17 protein-coding genes are annotated in these 18,872 nt (G+C 58.6%); 11 read left to right on the forward strand and 6 right to left on the reverse strand.

Going from position 1 to position 18,872, the window contains the following annotated elements; translation table 11 throughout:
• Window positions 1-8 precede the first annotated feature (8 nt).
• Together ccmB and ccmA are read right to left on the reverse strand one after the other, a co-directional pair.
• Window positions 9-674, reverse strand: a complete 666-nt coding sequence (gene ccmB / locus GWA01_RS01100) for a heme exporter protein CcmB (protein ID WP_146793187.1) — start codon at window positions 672-674, stop codon at window positions 9-11.
• On the reverse strand, window positions 671-1,306 hold the full coding sequence (ccmA, locus tag GWA01_RS01105; protein WP_146793189.1) for a heme ABC exporter ATP-binding protein CcmA: 636 nt from the start codon (window positions 1,304-1,306) through the stop codon (window positions 671-673). The genes ccmB and ccmA overlap by 4 nt, the downstream gene beginning before the upstream one ends.
• Before the next feature lie 220 nt (window positions 1,307-1,526).
• Here ccmA and GWA01_RS01110 point away from each other — a divergent pair, with 220 nt between their 5' ends.
• Together GWA01_RS01110 and GWA01_RS01115 are read left to right on the forward strand one after the other, a co-directional pair.
• On the forward strand, window positions 1,527-2,270 hold the full coding sequence (locus tag GWA01_RS01110) for an amino acid ABC transporter ATP-binding protein (protein ID WP_146793191.1): 744 nt from the start codon (window positions 1,527-1,529) through the stop codon (window positions 2,268-2,270).
• A gap of 23 nt (window positions 2,271-2,293) precedes the next feature.
• Entirely contained in the window at window positions 2,294-3,811 is a 1,518-nt protein-coding gene (locus tag GWA01_RS01115) for an ABC transporter substrate-binding protein/permease (RefSeq protein ID WP_371858423.1), read from the forward strand.
• Here GWA01_RS01115 and pdxR read toward each other — a convergent pair.
• Complete coding sequence (gene pdxR / locus GWA01_RS01120) at window positions 3,744-5,237, reverse strand: MocR-like pyridoxine biosynthesis transcription factor PdxR (RefSeq protein ID WP_146793195.1); 1,494 nt, start codon at window positions 5,235-5,237, stop codon at window positions 3,744-3,746. The two genes, GWA01_RS01115 and pdxR, sit on opposite strands and share 68 nt — an antisense overlap.
• A gap of 90 nt (window positions 5,238-5,327) precedes the next feature.
• Between pdxR and GWA01_RS01125 the strand changes: the two genes are divergently transcribed.
• Window positions 5,328-6,002 carry a pyridoxamine 5'-phosphate oxidase family protein gene (locus GWA01_RS01125; protein ID WP_146793197.1) on the forward strand — a complete coding sequence of 225 codons (675 nt, stop codon included), beginning with the start codon at window positions 5,328-5,330 and terminating at the stop codon, window positions 6,000-6,002.
• Between the two features lies 1 nt (window position 6,003).
• Here the strand turns inward: GWA01_RS01125 and GWA01_RS01130 are convergent, their stop codons facing one another.
• Genes GWA01_RS01130 through GWA01_RS01140 form a run of 3 tightly spaced genes read right to left on the reverse strand, consistent with a single transcriptional unit; the run spans window position 6,004 to window position 8,854 of the window.
• Complete coding sequence (locus tag GWA01_RS01130) at window positions 6,004-6,945, reverse strand: hypothetical protein (protein ID WP_146793199.1); 942 nt, start codon at window positions 6,943-6,945, stop codon at window positions 6,004-6,006.
• 4 nt (window positions 6,946-6,949) lie between these two features.
• The gene (locus GWA01_RS01135; RefSeq protein WP_146795382.1) at window positions 6,950-8,200 is read right to left on the reverse strand and encodes an AAA family ATPase; all 1,251 of its coding nucleotides are present in this window, start codon (window positions 8,198-8,200) and stop codon (window positions 6,950-6,952) included.
• Between the two features lie 33 nt (window positions 8,201-8,233).
• Window positions 8,234-8,854 carry a hypothetical protein gene (locus GWA01_RS01140; RefSeq protein WP_228118267.1) on the reverse strand — a complete coding sequence of 207 codons (621 nt, stop codon included), beginning with the start codon at window positions 8,852-8,854 and terminating at the stop codon, window positions 8,234-8,236.
• A gap of 190 nt (window positions 8,855-9,044) precedes the next feature.
• On the opposite strand from GWA01_RS01140, the gene rimP reads away from it, so the two are divergent.
• The 8 genes from rimP (at window position 9,045) to pnp (ending at window position 18,858) form a co-directional block, all read left to right on the forward strand.
• Window positions 9,045-9,668: a ribosome maturation factor RimP gene (rimP, locus tag GWA01_RS01145; protein WP_146793201.1), complete on the forward strand. Its 624-nt coding sequence runs from the start codon at window positions 9,045-9,047 to the stop codon at window positions 9,666-9,668.
• Window positions 9,669-9,702: 34 nt separating this feature from the next.
• Window positions 9,703-11,256: a transcription termination factor NusA gene (gene nusA / locus GWA01_RS01150; RefSeq protein ID WP_146793203.1), complete on the forward strand. Its 1,554-nt coding sequence runs from the start codon at window positions 9,703-9,705 to the stop codon at window positions 11,254-11,256.
• Complete coding sequence (locus tag GWA01_RS01155) at window positions 11,198-11,908, forward strand: RNA-binding protein (protein ID WP_146793205.1); 711 nt, start codon at window positions 11,198-11,200, stop codon at window positions 11,906-11,908. Before nusA ends, GWA01_RS01155 begins: the two co-directional genes overlap by 59 nt.
• On the forward strand, window positions 11,905-14,706 hold the full coding sequence (gene infB, locus GWA01_RS01160) for a translation initiation factor IF-2 (protein ID WP_146793207.1): 2,802 nt from the start codon (window positions 11,905-11,907) through the stop codon (window positions 14,704-14,706). The genes GWA01_RS01155 and infB overlap by 4 nt, the downstream gene beginning before the upstream one ends.
• A gap of 14 nt (window positions 14,707-14,720) precedes the next feature.
• Window positions 14,721-15,125: a 30S ribosome-binding factor RbfA gene (gene rbfA / locus GWA01_RS01165; protein WP_371858424.1), complete on the forward strand. Its 405-nt coding sequence runs from the start codon at window positions 14,721-14,723 to the stop codon at window positions 15,123-15,125.
• A 151-nt stretch (window positions 15,126-15,276) separates the two neighbouring features.
• Window positions 15,277-16,236 carry a tRNA pseudouridine(55) synthase TruB gene (gene truB, locus GWA01_RS01170; protein ID WP_146793212.1) on the forward strand — a complete coding sequence of 320 codons (960 nt, stop codon included), beginning with the start codon at window positions 15,277-15,279 and terminating at the stop codon, window positions 16,234-16,236.
• A 1-nt stretch (window position 16,237) separates the two neighbouring features.
• Window positions 16,238-16,507 carry a 30S ribosomal protein S15 gene (gene rpsO / locus GWA01_RS01175; protein ID WP_146793214.1) on the forward strand — a complete coding sequence of 90 codons (270 nt, stop codon included), beginning with the start codon at window positions 16,238-16,240 and terminating at the stop codon, window positions 16,505-16,507.
• Window positions 16,508-16,707: 200 nt separating this feature from the next.
• Entirely contained in the window at window positions 16,708-18,858 is a 2,151-nt protein-coding gene (pnp, locus tag GWA01_RS01180) for a polyribonucleotide nucleotidyltransferase (RefSeq protein ID WP_146795386.1), read from the forward strand.
• Window positions 18,859-18,872 lie beyond the last annotated feature (14 nt).

The raw sequence follows: 18,872 nt of genomic DNA on the forward strand, positions 1-18,872 counted from the left end.
TCGGCGTGTCAGCCTACGGCGGCTTTTAATCCTTGACCCGCCGCAAGCGGGCAGAGCGGCAGGCACGCGAAAAGGCAGGCAGCGAGCAGATCGAGGCTTGCTGCCGAGGATGTGCCAAGCTGACCCGCGTATGAAGACGCTGCTCCGAAAATCAGAACCGGTGTGGCGAGCGGTAGCACCAGAAGTGGCAGCAGAACGCCGCCGCGCCGGGCGCCCAGCACGATGGATGCTGCCATTCCACCAAGTAGCGACAGCGACATGGTGCCAAGTGCCAGACCACCAAGAAGCAGAGGCAGTTCAGAGCCCTTGATGCCGAGCATGATCCCGAGCGGCACGCTGGCGACGAGGAGGGGAAGGCCTGTCGTGAGCCAGTGTGCGACCATTTTGGCGAGTGCCACGGCTGACGGAGGGAGCCCGGTCAGCATCAACAGGTCGAGCGAGCCGTCCTCCAGTTCGGAGCCGAATAGCCTGTCCAGAGGCAACAAGGACGCCAGAAGCGCACAAACCCACACAATTCCAGGTCCCATATGGCGCAGTAGATCGGGGGATGGCCCCAAGGCCAGCGGAAAGAGACTTCCGCAGAGTACGAAGAAAAGCAGGGACGCCAGTGTGTCTGCGCCGAAGCGGAAAGCAAGGCGCAGATCGCGGTCGATCAGGGCAAGGAAAGCGGTCATGACAGCCAGAGTGGTTCGACGTTGGCCAGTGATGGCAGTTCGTGGGAGCGGGCTTCTCCGAGGGGAAGGGGCACATGTGTCGTGACGATCATGGCGCCGCCCTTTTGTCGGTGAGTGGCCATCACGGCGCCGAGCCGATCAATGCTTGCGACATCCAGCCCGACGCTCGGCTCATCCAGAAGCCAGAGTGGGGCGCCGGAGAGCATGACCCGCGCAAAGGCAGCCCGGCGCTTCTGCCCCGATGACAGGAGGCGGGCGGGAAGGTCTGCGAGAGTTGTGAGATCCAGAGCGTCCAAGGCTTCTTCAAGAGAGCCTGAGCCCAGCTTCACCGCCAGAGCAAGATTTTGCGATAAGGTCAGGCCGGGCTTGAGGGCGTCCTGATGGCCCAGCCATGCGAGTTCTGTCTTGCGGATAACGGTGCCGGAATCAGGCGTACGCAGGCCTGCGATGGTGCGGAGGAGGGTCGATTTTCCTGCGCCGTTCGGGCCGGTCAGGATCATGGCCTCGCCAGCATCCAGATGAAGCGACACGCCATCAAGAACGAGGCGGTCTCCGCGAAAAACCGTAAGGTCGCGGACATCCAGCAGATGTTGAGCGGTCAGGCCATCGCCTGTTTGCGCAGAAATGTTCATGTCGCCTTCCCGGCAGCCCTCTTGCGTCTGGTCAGTGGTTTAGAGACCGGGAGAAGGCTGCCTGCAAGTGTGTAAAGCAGGAACTTCGCTCGAGGCTTCGTCTTCCAAGCCGGACTTCCGGGGGGCAGGGTCTCGATATGCGCGCCAAGGTCAGTTATGAGCGGCAGAGCGGCATGCTGGCCGCAGTCTTTGTATAGGATGTCCTGAACTGACTGATCTGGTGCTGCAGGCGAGTGGGATCGCCAAGTCGTATGGTGGCAACGATGTGCTGCGTGGCCTGTCGCTTGATGTGGAACGCGGTGAATTGATCTCGATCATTGGCCCTTCAGGGTGCGGGAAGTCTACTTTTCTGCGGTGCCTCAATTTTCTGGAGCATCCGGACGCGGGTTCTGTTCGAATCGAAGATGTCACGCTGGCGTGTCAGGGAAGCTGGAGTCGCGCCAATGAAGCGCAGGCGCACCGGCTTAGGGCGCATGTCGGAATGGTCTTTCAGTCGTTCAATCTCTTCCCTCATCGCACTGTTCTTGAAAATGTCATGATGGCGCCAATTCAGGTTAAGCGTGTGGCCCGGGAGCAGGCGCAGGCCATTGCGTGCGAGTTACTTGAGAAGGTGGGGCTGGGCGCCGTCAAGGAGCGCTATCCGGACCGTCTTTCCGGCGGACAGAAGCAGCGTGCTGCCATCGCGCGGGCGCTCGCTATGAAGCCTTCAGTGATGCTGTATGACGAGCCTACATCGGCACTGGACCCTGAACTTTCAGAGGAAGTGCTGTCCGTCATGCGTGCGCTTGACGAGGATGGCATGACCCAGATCGTCGTAACTCATGACATGCGTTTTGCGCGCGCCGCCTCTGATCGGGTTCTGTATGTCGAGGGCGGGGAAGTCGTTGAGAGTGGAGATCCCGATCTGATGTTCGCTGATCCGAAGGATGCCCGAACGCGCCGCTTCCTGCGGACGCTCCTGTGATGCGGGCGCTTTTCTCCCTTCTGATGCTTCTGGTTTTTCTTGCGCCGCAACTCCATGCGGAGCCGGTTGTGGTGCCAGGAGCGAAAGACGCAACAGATCTGCCTTGGGCCTCGGATGGTGAAGCCAATGTGCCCTATGTCTTTCACGACCCTGCGCATGAATCACGCATTACGGGGTTCGAGAAGGATCTGGTGGACGCTCTTGCGCAGAAGATGCACCGCAAGGCGCGCTTCATCCAGAATGACTGGGATGGCCTGATCCCCGGCCTGTCACGCGACCTTTATGCGATGGTTGTGGACGGGATCGAGATGACCCCGGAGCACAAGGCTGCGGTCCTGTTCTCACGTCCCTATTATGTCACGAGCGAGCGGATCATCCTGCGAAAGGATGAGACGGGGCTGGACACACTTGAGGCGCTGAAAAACCATAAGGTCGGGACACTTAAGGATACGACGTCCGAGCGGATGCTGCATCGGCTCGGCGGGGTGACGATCAGTTCGTATGAGGAGGAGACCAACGCGTTTTCCGATCTGAGGAACGGTCGGCTTGATGCCATTCTGCTGGATGCGCCGATCGCGCTTTATTACGGTGCCATTTCCGATGATATGAAGCTGGTTGGTGAGCCGATTGGCAGCATGGAATATGGAATAGCCTTTTCCCAGAACAACCGCGCCCTTCGAGATCAGGTGGATGCGGCTCTGGGCGAGCTGATCAAGGATGGTACGCTCCACCATATTCTGGCGCGCTGGAATCTTTGGACGCCGTTGATGGCGAATTATACGGGAGACATGTCCGAGCCAAATATCGCGCCGGATGAGTGGAACCGTTACCGCGAAGCCATGGCAAGCAGTACGGGCAGTGGATGGGTCTTCCTCGCCAGACGCTATGCCGGTTTCCTGCCGCTTGTAGGGCAGGGCGCCCTGATGACGCTGGCTGTATCCGGGCTGGCCATGATCATTGCCGTGGGGCTAGGGCTGCTTCTTGCTCTGGCCCGGCATTATGGCGCAGCCCCATTGCGGTTCGTGGCGGGAGTCTATGTTGAGATCGTGCGGGGTACGCCGCTGCTCATTCAAGTGCTGTTCATTTTCTATGGTCTGCCAGCGTTCGGGATTCGCCTCTCTCCCTTCGTCGCAGGTGTGCTCGCGCTTGGGCTGAACTATGCTGCGTATGAAGCGGAGAACTACCGTGCTGGTCTTCTGTCTGTCCCCCGCGGTCAGATGGAGGCCGCGATTGCACTCAACATGACGCATTTTCAGGCATTGCGCCTTGTTATCGTGCCTCAGGCGTTCCGGACCGTTGTGCCGGTCATGACGAATGACTTCATTTCGCTGCTCAAGGACAGCTCGCTGGTTTCTGTCATTACGTTGACGGAGCTGAGCCAGACATATGTGCGGCTCTCCTCGACCTATTACGACTATTTCGGGACTGGTCTGATGGTTGGCGCCGCGTATCTGTTGCTAGGGCTGCCTTTCGTCAGGCTTGCACGCATGGCGGAGCGTCGTCTGGGGCGGGGGATGGGGGGCATGACGGGGCATCACTGACCTGTCGATGCAAGGCCTGTGCAAGCAGGCGTGAAAATCGCTGACATTCCCTATCGTTGCTTTGCGCAAACCCGACGACGAGGCCCTGCTCAACTCTGTTGCCGCCATATAGTGAGGACAGGCAGGTTACGGTGTAGCCTTGTTCAGCCATGAAGGCTGCGACCATGCGATCATCGATTTGTGGAGCAAATTTGATTGCGATCTGCAGTCCTCCTTGTGAAGGGAGGAGGACAACCCGGCTGCCGCATTCGTTCTGGATGTGGTGGGTGAGTGTCTGGCAGCGTTTTTCATAAATCTGGCTGATGCGCCGCAGATGTGCGCGATGATGGCCAGCGCTGATCCAGTGCGCGAAGGCACTCTGGGTATAAACATTTGCGAGTAGATCCAAATTGCGCTGCACATGTTGCAGTGTATCGATCAGGCCCGGCGGCAGAGCCATCCATGCGAGACGCAGGCCCGGAAGCAGGGATTTCGCGGCCGTTCCAAGATAAATGACAGGCGCACTGCTCCCAAGCGCCTGTAGCGCGGGAATGGGGCGCCCCTGCCACAGAAACTCGCTGTCATAGTCATCTTCAATGACGATTGCACCAGTGATGCGTGCGCGTTCGAGCAGTTCCAGTCTACGCTCCAGTGACATGCCAGAGCCCGTCGGATACTGATGTGACGGGGTTACATATATGAGCTTCGGTGTTGATATGAGGCCGGACGTGTTTGCTCCATTCTCATCGACGGGCATAAAATCCGTCTTTGCACCTGAAAACGCCATACGTGCGCCGGGATAGCCGGGATCTTCGAGCCATACAGTATCACCGTGTTCTGTGAAGCACTGCGAAAGCAGGAACAGGGCAGATTGCACCGTGGGCAGTATCATCAGGTCCCGAGGTGCTACCCGCACGCCTCGGGTTGCTGCAAGATGGAGGGACAATGCTTCCTGAAGCTCTGGAAGGCCGCTGCTCTCGCCATAAAGCAGCGCGTCTCCTTTCAGCCCGCGCGTGGCTCGTCGCGCCAGACGCCCCCATTCATCCTTCGGGAAGAGAGTGGGATCTGGTTGGCCCGGGCGAAATGACAAGTCAGCACCGCGGAACACACCCAGATGCCGGTTCTGTGCCAGCTTCTGGCCAGTAATGGACAGGGTTGGGAGAGTGACGGTGTCTTGTGTTGCATGAAAGGAAAAGCCGGGCGGAACACACAGATATGCACAAGCGCCGGGCTTGGTGGCGAGAAGCCCTTCGGCTGCCAGCAGATCGTAGGCAGTTCCCACCGTATTGCGGGAAATACCCAGAGTTGATGCGAGCGCTCGTGACGAGGGCAGGCGGTAGCCGGCTTTTATGTGTCCTTCCTGCGCGGCCAGCCGGATGGATTTGTAGAGCTGCTCCGAAAGCGGGGTGTTGTCTGTGCGGTCAAGCCGAAGCCATTTTTCGAGCAACTGGACCTCTGATTTTATAAAAACTGGATCTTATGGCAGACCAGTTTTGTGTGCAGCATCCCCTCTGTTCATACAAGGAGAGATGTTGTCATGGGTGAGAAGCCTTCCCTGCCGCCTTATGCAATCGCCCGGCAGGGCAAACGCGCCGTATATGACCGCGAGGCGATCCATGGGATTCTGGATGTCGGGCTGGTCGCGCATGTTGGTTTTCTGGCCGGAGAAGAGGGCTCCATACGCCCCATGGTCATGCCGATGGCCTATGCGCGCGATGGCGAGACTCTCTACATTCATGGTGCCGCCAGCACCCGGATGATCCGGAATATCGACGAAGGTGCGCCGCTTTGCCTGACGGTCACTCATGTGGATGGGATTGTCGCCGCCCGCTCTTCGTTTAATCATTCGATGAATTATCGTTGCGCGGTGGTGCATGGTATTGCCCGGGCTGTCACCGATCCTGACGAACAAAAACGCGCCCTTGCACTGATCACGGAGCATCTGCTGCCGGGGCGTATGGAGGAGGTTCGTGACCATTTACCGCGGGAACTGGCTGCAACGGGTGTGCTGGCAGTCTCAATTGATGCGGCTTCGGCAAAAATCCGTAATGCGCCTCCCGCAGAGGCCCGCCCAGAAGATTACGAATTGCAGGTTTGGGGCGGGGTCGTGCCCGTTGTGACGGGGCTGGGGCAGCCGCTTGATGATGGACGACTGGCCCCGGGCACGAAACTACCACTCTCGCTGGCGGCAGCGCGGCAGAAGTTTAGCTGATTCAGGAAGGGCGGGGCGCGGAGGGGTCGTTGATCAGCGGTGGAACAAGGGATGCCGTATTTAGTGTTCCATCAAAGCCTTGCCGCAGAACCTTTGACCAGCTGAGCATCCAGCGATCCAGCGCATCAATGAAATGTGCAGCATCAGGGTTCTGATGAATGCTTGCCTTGTTCCAGTACTGGGGCGGGGCAAGGAGCTGGCGGGAACCCTGTTCGATCGGTGCGACAAGCGTCTCCACCGTTTCGACCTGCACACCCTGCGTTCCCTGTTTGCTGACGTGATACCAGCCAACATTGACCATCAGCGGCGGAATCGGGAACCCGAGTGTGGACATGCGATTGAAGGCTGCCGTGATGAACGGATCAGTGCTGATCGTATGGTTTGAGAGAACGGCGTTCCCGGTGTAGCTGCATTCCTCAATATTGGCGGTATTGGTGATGCGCGCTGCATAATTTCGGTCGTCATGGCAGGGCGTTTCAAGGTCCGTTGCAACGTCCTGCGGAACTGCCTGTTGCGTTGCATGGACGATGATCACCCCGGAGACAACGCCACGGTCCGTGCGCGCCAGAACCTGCTGCGATACTTCGCGGTGTGGCCCGGTCTGGGCAATCAGAATCGGATGCCAGTCCCCCGCCGGGAGGGGAAGTGTGCGCCCAGCAATCTGGAGACTGCCGCGCTGGGTAATGCCAACATCCGGCAGTCCGACCTGACCTGAGCCATCATCCTGACCTGCACCCGGAGCGGAAGGGCCCCCTGCCGCAGGGGAGGCGGTGCTACCCGCCTTGCTTGGGCGGGCGCTGGGCGCATGGCCTGGAAGCCATGGAAGCGCTTTTTTAACCGGGGCGGTTGGGTAGAAGGCCGCCATCCCCAGAGCGCCGACTGTCATGATAAGGCTTGTGCGCCAGACAGGAGCGCGTCGCCACAGGCGTCCAAATGCCGTCATGGTATCAGCGGCTCATGCGGCTGCGCTGGGCTTCGGTATCAGCAGCAATTTCCGCCTCGACACCCTCGGGCCCCGTTACCAGGCGAACCATTTTGGCGCCCTGCTGGCGGGCAGTGATCAGGCTCTCACTCACCATATCTTCAATGGAGCGCACCAGATCGCGCGCGCTTGCTGCGGCGCCAAGATTGGTCTGCTTCTGCATAACCTGGAACAGGAGCGTTGGGTCGATGCCACCAGTTTCGACGTGCAGGCCGTAGCCTTCGATCATCGCTTCAATTTCAAGCGCAGCAACGCGTGCCAGATCAAGGCCACGTAGAGAGCGGAAAACAAAAATACGGTCGAGGCGGTTCAGAACTTCTGGCGCAAAACCGGCGCGACGCAGGGCTTCAACCGACTCGCCACGCATCTTGTCGGGCTCATCGGCCAGACGATCGGCGATATCCGTCAGGGCATCTGTTGCGACATTGGAAGTGAGCATGAAGATGCATCGGGTGGTCGAGACCTGCTCGTTGGTCGAGGCTTCAGTGACATGTCCGTCATTCCAGGCGGTCAGGAATTTCTTGAAGACATCGGGATGGGCTTTCTCGATCTCGTCCAGAAGCACGACGGCGTCAGGATGTTCCTTAAGGCCTCCCGTCAGACGGCCAAACGTATCAGAGCCAACATAGCCTTTGGGGGAGCCAAAAAGCTGGGTCGCCGCGTGTGGACTCGACATCTGGGTCATGTCGAAATGCAGAAGGGGACGTTCCATCTGCTTGGCGATCTGCTTTGAGAGGTATGTTTTGCCAGTACCCGGAGGCCCTGCGAGTAGAAAAATACCCACCGGCTTGCCGCGCACCTGAAGGGCGAGGCGTCTGCGGAGCTGCTGCGCGATGTCTTCGCAGACACGGTCCTGACCGATGACCCGGGCGCGAAGGGATGCAGCCAGTTCCTCTGCGTCGATTACTGTTTCGCGCTGTTCCCGGGCCATAAGCTCCTCAAGAACTCCACGATTGGTTAACCGGCTAAGTACGTCCATCATCAAACCTTTCCTGCGTCGCAGACCTTGCCGCGCCAGTTTTTCTGCCGAAGTTTCATAAAGAAGGCCCGAAAGCGTCAGCAGTGCCCCAATGCCTGCGATGGGCAGGTAGAAGCGGCGGCCCCATTCTATCGCTGACCAGAGGAAATCGGGAGAAAAATGAAGCATGACCGCAACCTGAATCACGGCAAGGATCAGGAATGCGGCCATCATAAGAGGCATGGCGCGGTTCAGCATTGGAACCAGGGACTTGAACACCGGGTGTTCTCCTTACTGAACGATCACGCTGAGCACGATACGCTGGTCCAGTGCCGTTAGGCTGGGCAGGATTTCAGGACCAAGAGCAGTCATCGCTCCAATGGTCAGGGCGGGCGCATGAGGCATCGTGACAGGAGACACCATAACCTGCCCTGCTACCGCAATAGGCAACAGAAGCGGCTGGAATTTACCTGTCAGAACGACGCGCTGTGTGAGACCTGACGTTGTCACATCAATAATCTGCCCCGCGGCTCCAGAGGCATCAAGTACAGGCATCTGCACGAGCCGCATCTCCCCGCGCTGGACGGCGGCAAGAATGCGGGCCTTTTGATCCGCATTGAATGAGGTGTGCGCCAGAGCTTTTGCCGCCTGGGATGACGGCAGCATCGATAGCTGGGCTGCCGCCGCCATGTCCGTGGTGCTTGCAACAGATGTATTCTGGCTTTGTGACACGGCCGGAGCTGGTGCGGGGGCGGTGTTTCCGCCGTGGGTAGAGTAGAAAAATGCCCCTGCGCCGAATGTAATAGCCGCGAGAAGGCCGCCTCCGGCCCACATCATTCTGCTCTGATGCGCAGCCTGAGGCGAAATCAGTTCGGGGCGTGGTTCCGGTTTTGGTATCATTATGCTGCTCATCTCACTCCGCCATTCGTAACAACGCAAGCGTCTGAGACGGCTATAAGTGTAAACAAATCTTTCGACTCGCAAGAGAGGGGCTGAGATCGGCTTCACCCTTGCATCCATCGGGCATGTGACTTACATAGGCCTCATTCCATTCATCTTCCGTTATTCCGGGGGGTGGCCCTTGCGGGCCGCCTTTTTTGTCTTGGCACAGCTGCAAAACTCATCTGACATCGAACTGCCCCACCTGACGGGCCTTGATGCCCGCATTGCGGAGCGCATCGCCCCGACTCTGGCGGATCTGGGTTTCGAGCTTGTGCGCCTTTCGGTGCTCGGGCGGGAAACCCCGACCATCCAGATCATGGCAGACCGTGCAAACGGATCCCTCATTTCTGTCGAAGACTGCGAGCAGATCAGCCACGCGGTTGGTGCTGTTCTGGACGTGGATGATCCGATCCCTGGCGCATGGATGCTTGAAGTGTCTTCGGCCGGGATTGATCGTCCGCTGACGCGCGGCAAGGACTGGGAGCGTTTCGCCGGGCATCTGGCACGTGTTGAGCTGGAAATCCCGCGGGATGGACGGAAGCGATTTTCCGGAACTGCAATCGGTACGCGTGATGGCAGCGCCATCATGCGTCTAGACGATGGCTCCGAAGTAGCATTGCCACTGACAGAAATTCGTAAGGCACGTCTGGTGTTGACCGACGCGCTGATCGAGGCAAGCGCCCTCCTTTCCGGGGTTGGTGCTGCAGCGTCTGACGAGGAAAGCGGCGAAGCCAAGCGTCGTGCTCCAAAACTGAATCCGAAAAAGCCGGGGAAGAAGAACTGATGACCCGTCTTATGCTGGCTGGAGGTCCGATCTGATGGACACATCTGTTATCCGTCCTGAACTGCTGCTTGTTGCCGACGCTGTCTCACGCGAAAAAAACATTGAGCGTGAGGAAGTGCTGGAAGCGATGGAGCAGGCCATTCAAAAGGCCGGTCGCGCAAAGTACGGACACGAGAAGGACATCCGCGCCACCATCGATCGCAAGACGGGTGAAGTGCGTCTGAGCCGTTGGACCGAAGCTGTCGAGGTTGTGGAAAACGAGGATACGCAGATTCCTCTGCTGATCGCCCGTAAATTCCAGCCTGAGATTCAGCTTGGCGAGCATCTCGTTGATCCGCTGCCTCCTATCGATTTCGGACGCATCGCAGCGCAGACCGCAAAGCAGGTCATCGTCCAGCGAGTTCGTGAATACGAGCGCAAGCGCCAGTACGATGAATTCAAGGATCGTGTAGGCGAGATCGTCAACGGTACCGTCAAGCGTACCGAGTATGGCAACATGATGGTCGAAATCGGCAATGCCGAGGGCCTTCTGCGTCGTGACGAACTTATCCCGCGCGAGTCCTTCCGCAACTCGGATCGCATCCGCGCATATATCTACGATGTGCGTGACGAGCCCCGCGGCCCGCAGATCTTCCTGTCGCGTACGCATCCGGCATTTCTTGCGAAGCTTTTCGCGCAGGAGGTCCCTGAGATTTATGACGGCATCATCGAGATCAAGGCTGTATCCCGTGATCCGGGTTCGCGCGCCAAGATGGCCGTCATTTCACGTGATGCTGCGATCGATCCAGTCGGCGCCTGCGTAGGTATGCGTGGTTCCCGTGTGCAGGCCGTTGTGGCCGAGCTGCAGGGCGAGAAGATCGACATTATTCCCTGGAGCCCGCAGGCTGCGACATTCGTTGTGAATGCTCTGGCTCCAGCTGAAGTCACCAAGGTGGTGATGGATGAAGAAGCAGGTCGCGTAGAAGTTGTGGTGCCTGATGAGCAGCTTTCGCTTGCAATCGGTCGTCGCGGTCAGAACGTGCGTCTCGCAAGCCAGCTTACGCGCTGGGACATCGATATTCTGACGGAAGCGGAAGAATCCGAGCGTCGTCAGGAAGAGTTCCGCAAGCGCACCACATTGTTTGTGGATGCCCTTGATGTGGATGACGTGATTGCCAGCCTGCTGGTGACCGAAGGCTTCCATAGCATCGAGGAACTGGCTTACGCCGACCCGAACGAGCTGCATGACATCGAAGGTTTCGATGAGAGTGTGGCCGAGGAACTGATGCTTCGTGCAAATGACTTCCTGGCCGGTAAGGAGCAGGAACTCGACGACAAGCGGAAGATTCTGGGTGTTGCGGATGACGTAGCGGATCTTGGTGTCTTCTCGAACAAGATGCTGGTTGAGCTGGGTGAGAAGGGCGTGAAATCCCTTGATGACCTAGCTGACCTCGCGGGTGATGAGCTCGTGGAACTGCTTGGTGATGGCGAGATCGACGAAGACTCGGCTAACGAAATCATCATGGCAGCGCGCGCTCACTGGTTTGAAAATGACGAGTCGGAGCAGAAAACTGCCACCGGCACAGGCGAGGAATCGAACGACGTCTGAAATTTCTGATACAGATGACGGACCTGTCCGGGGGGCTGCAAAGCGCCATGAAGTGGAGCGGCGCTGCATCGTTACACGGGAGCAGCGCGCCCCTCGGAGCATGATCCGGTTTGTCGTCGGTCCGGGGAATCGGATCGTACCTGACCTTGCAGCAAAACTGCCTGGTCGGGGAATGTGGTTGAGTGCTAGCCGAGATGTGTTAGATAGCGGCCGCACACGACAGGCATTTGCCCGCGCGGCCAAGGCACAGGTGACTGTACCGGATGGGCTGGCAGACCTCGTTCAGGCAGCTCTGGCACAGAGACTGCTCGATTCTGTCAGTCTGGCTCGCAGAGCCGGGCAGGCGGTCTGTGGTTTTCAGAAAAGCCGGGAGTGGCTCACTTCCGGCAGGGCTGGGGTGGTAATCCGCTCGGACAGTGCAAGTCCGGACGAGTTTTCCCGACTGGTGTCGGGCCGGCGGGATCTGCCGGTGGCGACGGTTCCCGATCGGGTCCTGGCCTCGGCATTTGGCCGGGATCGGGCGGTCTATGCAGTGGTGGCGCCAGGGGCGCTGGCGCAGCGTCTGATCGCCGAACATGAGAGATTTTCGGGAGTGGCAGGACGTCCGCTCCCAGACCCTGCAGGGGTCAGTAAGGAACAGGCGGAACTATGAGCGACGGCAACGAGCGCAACCAGGACGGAAACCAGACCCCCTCGCAGGGTGGCGAGCAGGCCAAGAACAGCCGCCTGTCCCTGCGTCCGGCCGGTCGCATGGAGCTTGGCCGCACGGTCGATGCTGGCTCTGTGCGCCAGAGCTTCAGCCACGGCCGCTCCAAGGTGGTGCAGGTCGAGGTGCGCAAGAAGCGCGGCCCGAACCCAACAAACGCCTCTGGTGGCGGATCATCACGCGGTGGTGCGCGCGGTGCAACAGGTGCGGGCGGACGTGCCCTGACAGCTGCTGAGCTGGCAACGCGTCAGCGCGTGCTGGAAATGCAGCGGCGTCAGGCAGCGGATGAAGCTGCAAAACGTGAAGCTGAAAAGATCCAGATCATGTCCGCAGCGGAAGCTGCGCGCCGTGCCGCGGAAGAAGAGCGTCTGGCTGCTGAGGAAGCTGCCAAGCGTGAAGCAGAGCAGCGTGAGCGAGAGGCTGAAGAAGCTCGTAATGCTGCAGATGCTCGCGAACGTGCAGAAATTGAGGCCCGACAGGCAGAACAGCGTGCTGCCCGTGAAGCAGAACGTCTGGCAGAAGAAGCACGCCGCTCAGCACCGCTGGACCCCAATGCCAATCAGGCTACGGGCGGCGTTCAGCTAGCAGCTCCGGTTGAGCGGCTTCGTCCGCTTGCTGAGCGTGCCATTATGCCAGCACGTCCGTTAAATCCGCGTCCTGCACCTTCGGGTCAACCACGTGGTGAGACGCTTCACCTGCGTGCAAACAACAACAGCGCCGCTGCGGCCTCTGCTCCAGCAGGGGACGAAGAGCGTCGTGGTCCGGCACGCCGTCCGGCAGCTGCTGCACCGGCACGTCGTCCAACGCCTCCGCAGCGCACCAAGGGCGGTGGTGGCGGTCAGGATCGTCGCGCAGGCCGTATTGACGTTCGTGCTGCTATTGAAGGCGATGACGACAAGACACGTTCGCTGGCCTCGGTTCGCCGTCAGCGCGATCGTGAGCGTCGTCAGGCCGAACTTGAGCGTCTGCGCTCTGACCAGGTACGTGTTGTGCGTGACGTTACCCTTCCCGAGACGATCTCGGTTGCTGAGCTTGCCAACCGTATGGCTGCCCGTCAGGGTGAAGTTATCAAGGCACTCATGAAGATGGGTGTGATGGCAACAGCCGCGCAGAATATTGACGCCGACACAGCGGAGCTTGTCGTCGAGGAGTTCGGTCACCGTGTAAAACGCGTTTCCGAGAGCGATGTCGAGCTGGGTATTGAAGGCCTGGAAGATGATGAGACCGATCTGCAGCCTCGTGCTCCAGTCGTCACGGTCATGGGGCATGTCGATCACGGCAAGACATCTCTTCTCGATGCTCTGCGTACGACAGACGTGGCCGCTGCCGAGGCTGGTGGCATCACGCAGCATATCGGCGCCTATCAGGTCACTCTGCAGTCGGGCCAGAAAATCACCTTCATCGACACCCCGGGTCATGAGGCGTTCACCTCGATGCGTGCTCGTGGTGCGTCAGTGACAGACGTTGTCGTTCTGGTTGTTGCAGCTGATGATGGCGTGATGCCGCAGACGATTGAAGCCATTAAGCACGCGAAGGCTGCTAACGCTCCGATCATTGTTGCCATCAACAAGATGGATAAGCCGGGTGCAAACCCTGCGCGTGTTCGTCAGGAACTTCTCAGCCATGAAATCGTGGTTGAAGAAATGGGCGGTGACACGCAGGACATCGAAGTTTCCGCAGTGAAGCGCACCGGTCTCGACAAGCTTGAAGAAGCGATCCTGCTTCAGGCTGAAATGCTAGATCTGCGTGCCAATCCGGACCGTGTTGCCGAAGGTAGCGTGATTGAAAGCCGTCTGGATCGTGGACGTGGTGCGGTTGCAACTGTTCTCGTCCAGAAGGGCAGCCTGAAGCGTGGCGATATCGTTGTCGCTGGCGCAGAGTGGGGACGCGTTCGTGCCCTTCTTGATGACCGCGGTCGTCAGATCAAGGAAGCGGGTCCTTCCACGCCGGTAGAGATCCTCGGTATCGCCGGTGTTCCTGGTGCGGGCGAGCCGTTCGTGGTTGTGGAAAATGAAAATCGCGCCCGTGAGATCAGCGAGTTCCGTCAGCGCAAGATTCGCGACAAGGCTGCTGCAACGCAGGTTGCTGCCCGCGGTACGCTGGATCAGATGCTGGCCCGCATTCAGGCTGGTGTGCAGAAGGAAGTGGCTCTGCTTATCAAGGCAGATGTTCAGGGTTCTGCGGAAGCACTGGCTACAACGGTGCAGAAGCTGGAGCATGAGGAAGTTGCCATTCGTGTCCTGACGGCCAGTGTCGGTCAGATCACGGAAAGTGATGTACAGCTTGCCAAGGCTTCGAGCGGCATTATCGTGGCGTTCAATGTCCGTGCGACGACGCAGGCTCGTGAGCTTGCCCAGCGCGAGGGTGTGGATATCCGCTACTACTCGATCATCTATCAGGTGGCCGACGACGTGGAGCAACTCGTCAAGGGCAAGGTTGCGCCCAAGCACCGCGAGAAGTTCCTCGGTTACGCGGAAATCCGCCAAGTCTTCAACATCACGAAGACAGGCAAGGTCGCGGGTTGCTACGTCACGGAAGGTCTCGTCAAGCGCGGCTGTGGTGTTCGCCTCCTCCGCGACAATGTGGTCATCCATCAGGGCGATCTCAGCCAGCTCAAGCGCTTCAAGGATGACGTCAAGGAAGTGGCTCGCGGTTACGAATGCGGTCTTTCCTTCGCAGGTTACAATGATCTGCGCGAAGGCGATGTCGTTGAGTGCTATGAGATGGAAGTGATCCCGGCTTGAACCGTCGTTCCAAAATTGATCTGAAGGGTCCTGCTGGTGTTACAACACAGGGACCCAGCACTCGACAGCTTCGTGTAGCAGAGGAAGTTCGGCGCATTCTGGCGGAAATTTTCGCCCGCACTGAATTTCGCGATCCTGAGCTTCATGATGTTCAGGTGACGGTGACGGAGGTTCGGGTTGCACCGGATTTTCGTCATGCCACTGTGTTCGTAACCCGTCTTGGACGTACGGACATTGAGGCATTGCTGCCTGCGCTGAAAAGGATTGCTCCTTTTCTGCGTACGGGTCTTTCGAAGGCCCTCAAGTTGCGTACGGTTCCGGAAATACATTTCCAACCAGACACTTCACTGGATCATGCGATGGAGCTGGATGAAATTTTCCGGTCTCCTGAAGTCCAGAGAGATCTGGAGCAGGATTGAGATAAAGGCTGATACCTTCAGGGTATTGGCCTTTATTTTTGCCTGGATATCCAATTTTTTCTTCGAGAAGTACGACCGCACTGGTCGTCGTGTTTGTGTTGCCTGCCATGACTGGTCTATCAGCGCCTGATCATGAGTAGCTGAGGACAGAATGGCCAGAAAACGCGGACGTGATATCGACGGATGGCTCATACTCGACAAGCCATTGGGACCGACTTCCACGGACATGGTCAATAAGCTTCGATGGGCATTTGACGCGAAAAAAGCCGGACATGGCGGAACGCTCGATCCCCTTGCTTCGGGGGTCCTTCCGATCGCCTTCGGGAAAGCCACCCGCACGATCCCCTACATCATGGATGCCACCAAGCGCTATGAGTTTACGCTGAGCTTTGGGGAGAGCAGGACAACCGATGACAGGGAAGGGGAGGTACTGGCCACATCCGACAGTCGCCCCACGGATGAACAGATCCGTAGCGTCCTTCCTGCGCTTACTGGAAATGTGATGCAGGTTCCTCCTGTTTTCTCTGCCCTGCGTGTCGGGGGACAGAGGGCATATGATCTTGCCCGGGCAGGAAAGCCTCCGGAACTACCGCCCAGACCCGCAAGGATCGACTCGATTTCGCTGGTTTCGCGCCCCGATGCCGATACGGCGCTCTTTGAAGTCCAGTCCGGAAAAGGCGTTTATATGCGCTCGCTTGCGCGGGACATTGCGCTTGCATGTGCGACTGTCGGCCACATTTCTGTTCTCCGCAGGACAAAATGTGGTCCGTTCGATCTGTCACACGCGATGACTGTTGATGAGATAGCACTGGACAAACAGGCTCAAACTGTGGACAACGCCAACGCTCTTCCGGCTCCTCTGCTGGATGCGGCGACCGCGCTGGTCGACATCCCGGCGTTGGCCGTCACCGAAGCGGAGGGACGGACGCTGGTGTGGGGGCAGTCTCTGGACCCTGCCACACTTTCGCATCCGATGCCGGCTGTGTCTCAGGAAGATGACTTTCTGTGGCGCGCGATGATCGGAGAGCACGTGCTTGGTCTGTGTCATGTCCGCGATGGGCGGCTCAGGGCAGCACGAATGATGGAAAACCACGAATTTTTTGGAGAATAAGATGTCGATTACTGCAGAACGCCGCACGGCACTGATTGGTGAGTACAAGCAGTCCGAAACGGATACGGGTTCGCCGGAAGTGCAGGTTGCCCTGCTGACCGAGCGTATCACGAACCTGACCGAGCACCTCAAGATCCATGCGAAGGACTTCCATTCGCGCCGTGGTCTTCTGATGATGGTCGGTCAGCGTCGTAGCCTGCTCGACTACCTGAAGGGTAAGAACCAGGACCGTTACCAGACCCTGATCGGTCGCCTCGGCCTGCGTCGCTGAGTGTATTGTCCGGGGGCTAGCTCCCGGACAACCACCTACCGGACCGGAACCCTTTTCGGTGCGGTTGCGCGACCGGCGTTTCAGGCCACATGGTGTCGTGCCGGGATGACCCGCTACCACCGCCATGCCGTCCGAAACGCTGCTCCGCCACCGACAGGACTTCCGGAATGGCTCTTTCCACTCTTCCAGAGGAAGACGACATGTTTGATTATTTTCGCAAGGAAATCGAGTGGGCAGGCCGCCCCCTGATCCTTGAGACAGGCAAGATCGCCCGCCAGGCTGATGGTGCTGTCATGGTCACCTATGGTGATACGGTCGTGCTCTGCACGGCTGTAGGCGCCAAGTCGGTGAAGCCGGGTCAGGATTTCTTCCCGCTGACCGTGAACTATCAGGAAAAGGCATATGCTGCCGGAAAGATTCCTGGTGGTTTTTTCAAGCGTGAAGGTCGTCCGTCCGAAGCAGAAGTGCTAAACGCGCGTCTGATTGATCGTCCGCTGCGCCCGTTGTTCCCTGAAAACTTCCGCAACGAAGTTCAGGTTGTTGCAACGGTTCTAAGCCACGATCTGGAAAACGATCCTGCGATTGTTTCGATGATTGGCTGCTCGGCTGCCCTTACGCTGTCTGGTATTCCTTTCTTCGGTCCGGTTGCTGCTGCCCGCGTTGGCCAGATTGATGGCAAGCTCGTTCTGAACCCGACGCTCTCTGAGCTTAAGGACAGCGATCTTGATCTCGTTGTTGCTGGGACTTCCGAAGGCGTTCTGATGGTTGAATCGGAGGCTTCCGAGCTTTCTGAAGACCTGATGCTTGAGGCCGTGACGCTTGGACACACGTCCTTCCAGCCAGTCATTGATGCCATCATCGCTCTGGCTGAGCACGCTGCGAAGAACCCCTGGGATCTGCCCACGCCCAGCAAGGAAGAGATTGCTCTTCGCAAGCGCGTCGAGAAAGTCGGCAACAAGCTGATGGCAGACGCTTACAAAGAGCGCAGCAAGCAGGCTCGTTACGAGAAGGTTGCTGCTGCCAAGGCGCGTATTAACGAGACGCTGGCTGAAGAAGGCCTGGACGTTGATATGGCCAAGCCGATGCTCAAGGAGCTTGAGGCACAGGTCGTTCGTGGTGCTATCCTGAAGACGGGTATCCGGATCGACGGACGCGACACGAAGACGGTTCGCCCGATCGTTTCTGAAGTCGGTATTCTCCCGCGCGCCCATGGTTCTGCACTTTTCACCCGTGGTGAGACCCAGGCTCTGGTTGTCGCAACGCTGGGTACGGGTCAGGACGAACAGGTCATTGACGCGCTTGAAGGCGAGTATCGCTCGAACTTCATGCTGCACTACAACTTTCCTCCGTATTCGGTTGGCGAGTGTGGTCGCATGGGCTCGCCGGGTCGTCGTGAGATTGGTCATGGCAAGCTCGCATGGCGTGCGATCCATCCGCTGCTGCCCCCCAAGGACAAGTTCCCGTACACCCTTCGCGTGGTCTCCGAGATCACCGAGAGCAACGGCTCTTCGTCCATGGCGACAGTCTGCGGCACGTCTCTCGCCCTGATGGATGCAGGCGTTCCGCTGCCGCGTCCGGTTGCGGGTATTGCCATGGGCCTGATCAAGGAAGATCGTGGCTACGCAGTCCTGACCGATATCCTTGGTGATGAAGATCATCTTGGCGATATGGACTTCAAGGTTGCCGGTACGGAAGACGGTATCACGTCGCTCCAGATGGACATCAAGATCACGTCCATCACGCCGGAAATCATGAAGATTGCCTTGGAGCAGGCTCGTGATGGCCGTATCCACATCCTTGGCGAAATGTCCAAGGCTCTGACGGAAGGTCGTACGGACGTTTCAGGCAATGCACCGAAGATCACCACGATCTCCGTGCCGAAGGAAAAGATCCGCGATGTGATCGGCTCCGGTGGCAAGGTGATCCGTGAGATCGTCGAGTATTCCGGTGCGAAGGTTGATATCGGTGACGATGGCACCGTGACGATTGCTGCTTCGAACGACGAGCAGGCCCAGAAGGCCATCTCCCGTATTGAAGGTATCGTTGCTGAGCCGGAAATCGGCCGGATCTATGACGGTAAGGTAGTAAAGACCGCTGATTTTGGCGCGTTCGTGAACTTCCTTGGTCCGCGTGATGGTCTGGTTCACATCTCTGAGCTGGCAAACAGCCGCGTTGCCCGCACGGCAGACGTCGTGAAGCAGGGAGACGCCGTGAAGGTGAAGGTCATCGGGTTCGATGACCGCGGCAAGGTAAAGCTTTCCATGCGCGTTGTGGATCAGGAAACTGGTGCAGACATCACGGAGAGCGTAGGCGCCAAGCCTGCCCGTCCGCCTCGTCGCGACGCTGAGTGAGTGTTTGGGCGGGG

Origin of the sequence: Gluconobacter wancherniae NBRC 103581, assembly GCF_007988885.1 — a bacterium.
In the GTDB taxonomy this organism is placed as follows: domain Bacteria; phylum Pseudomonadota; class Alphaproteobacteria; order Acetobacterales; family Acetobacteraceae; genus Gluconobacter; species Gluconobacter wancherniae.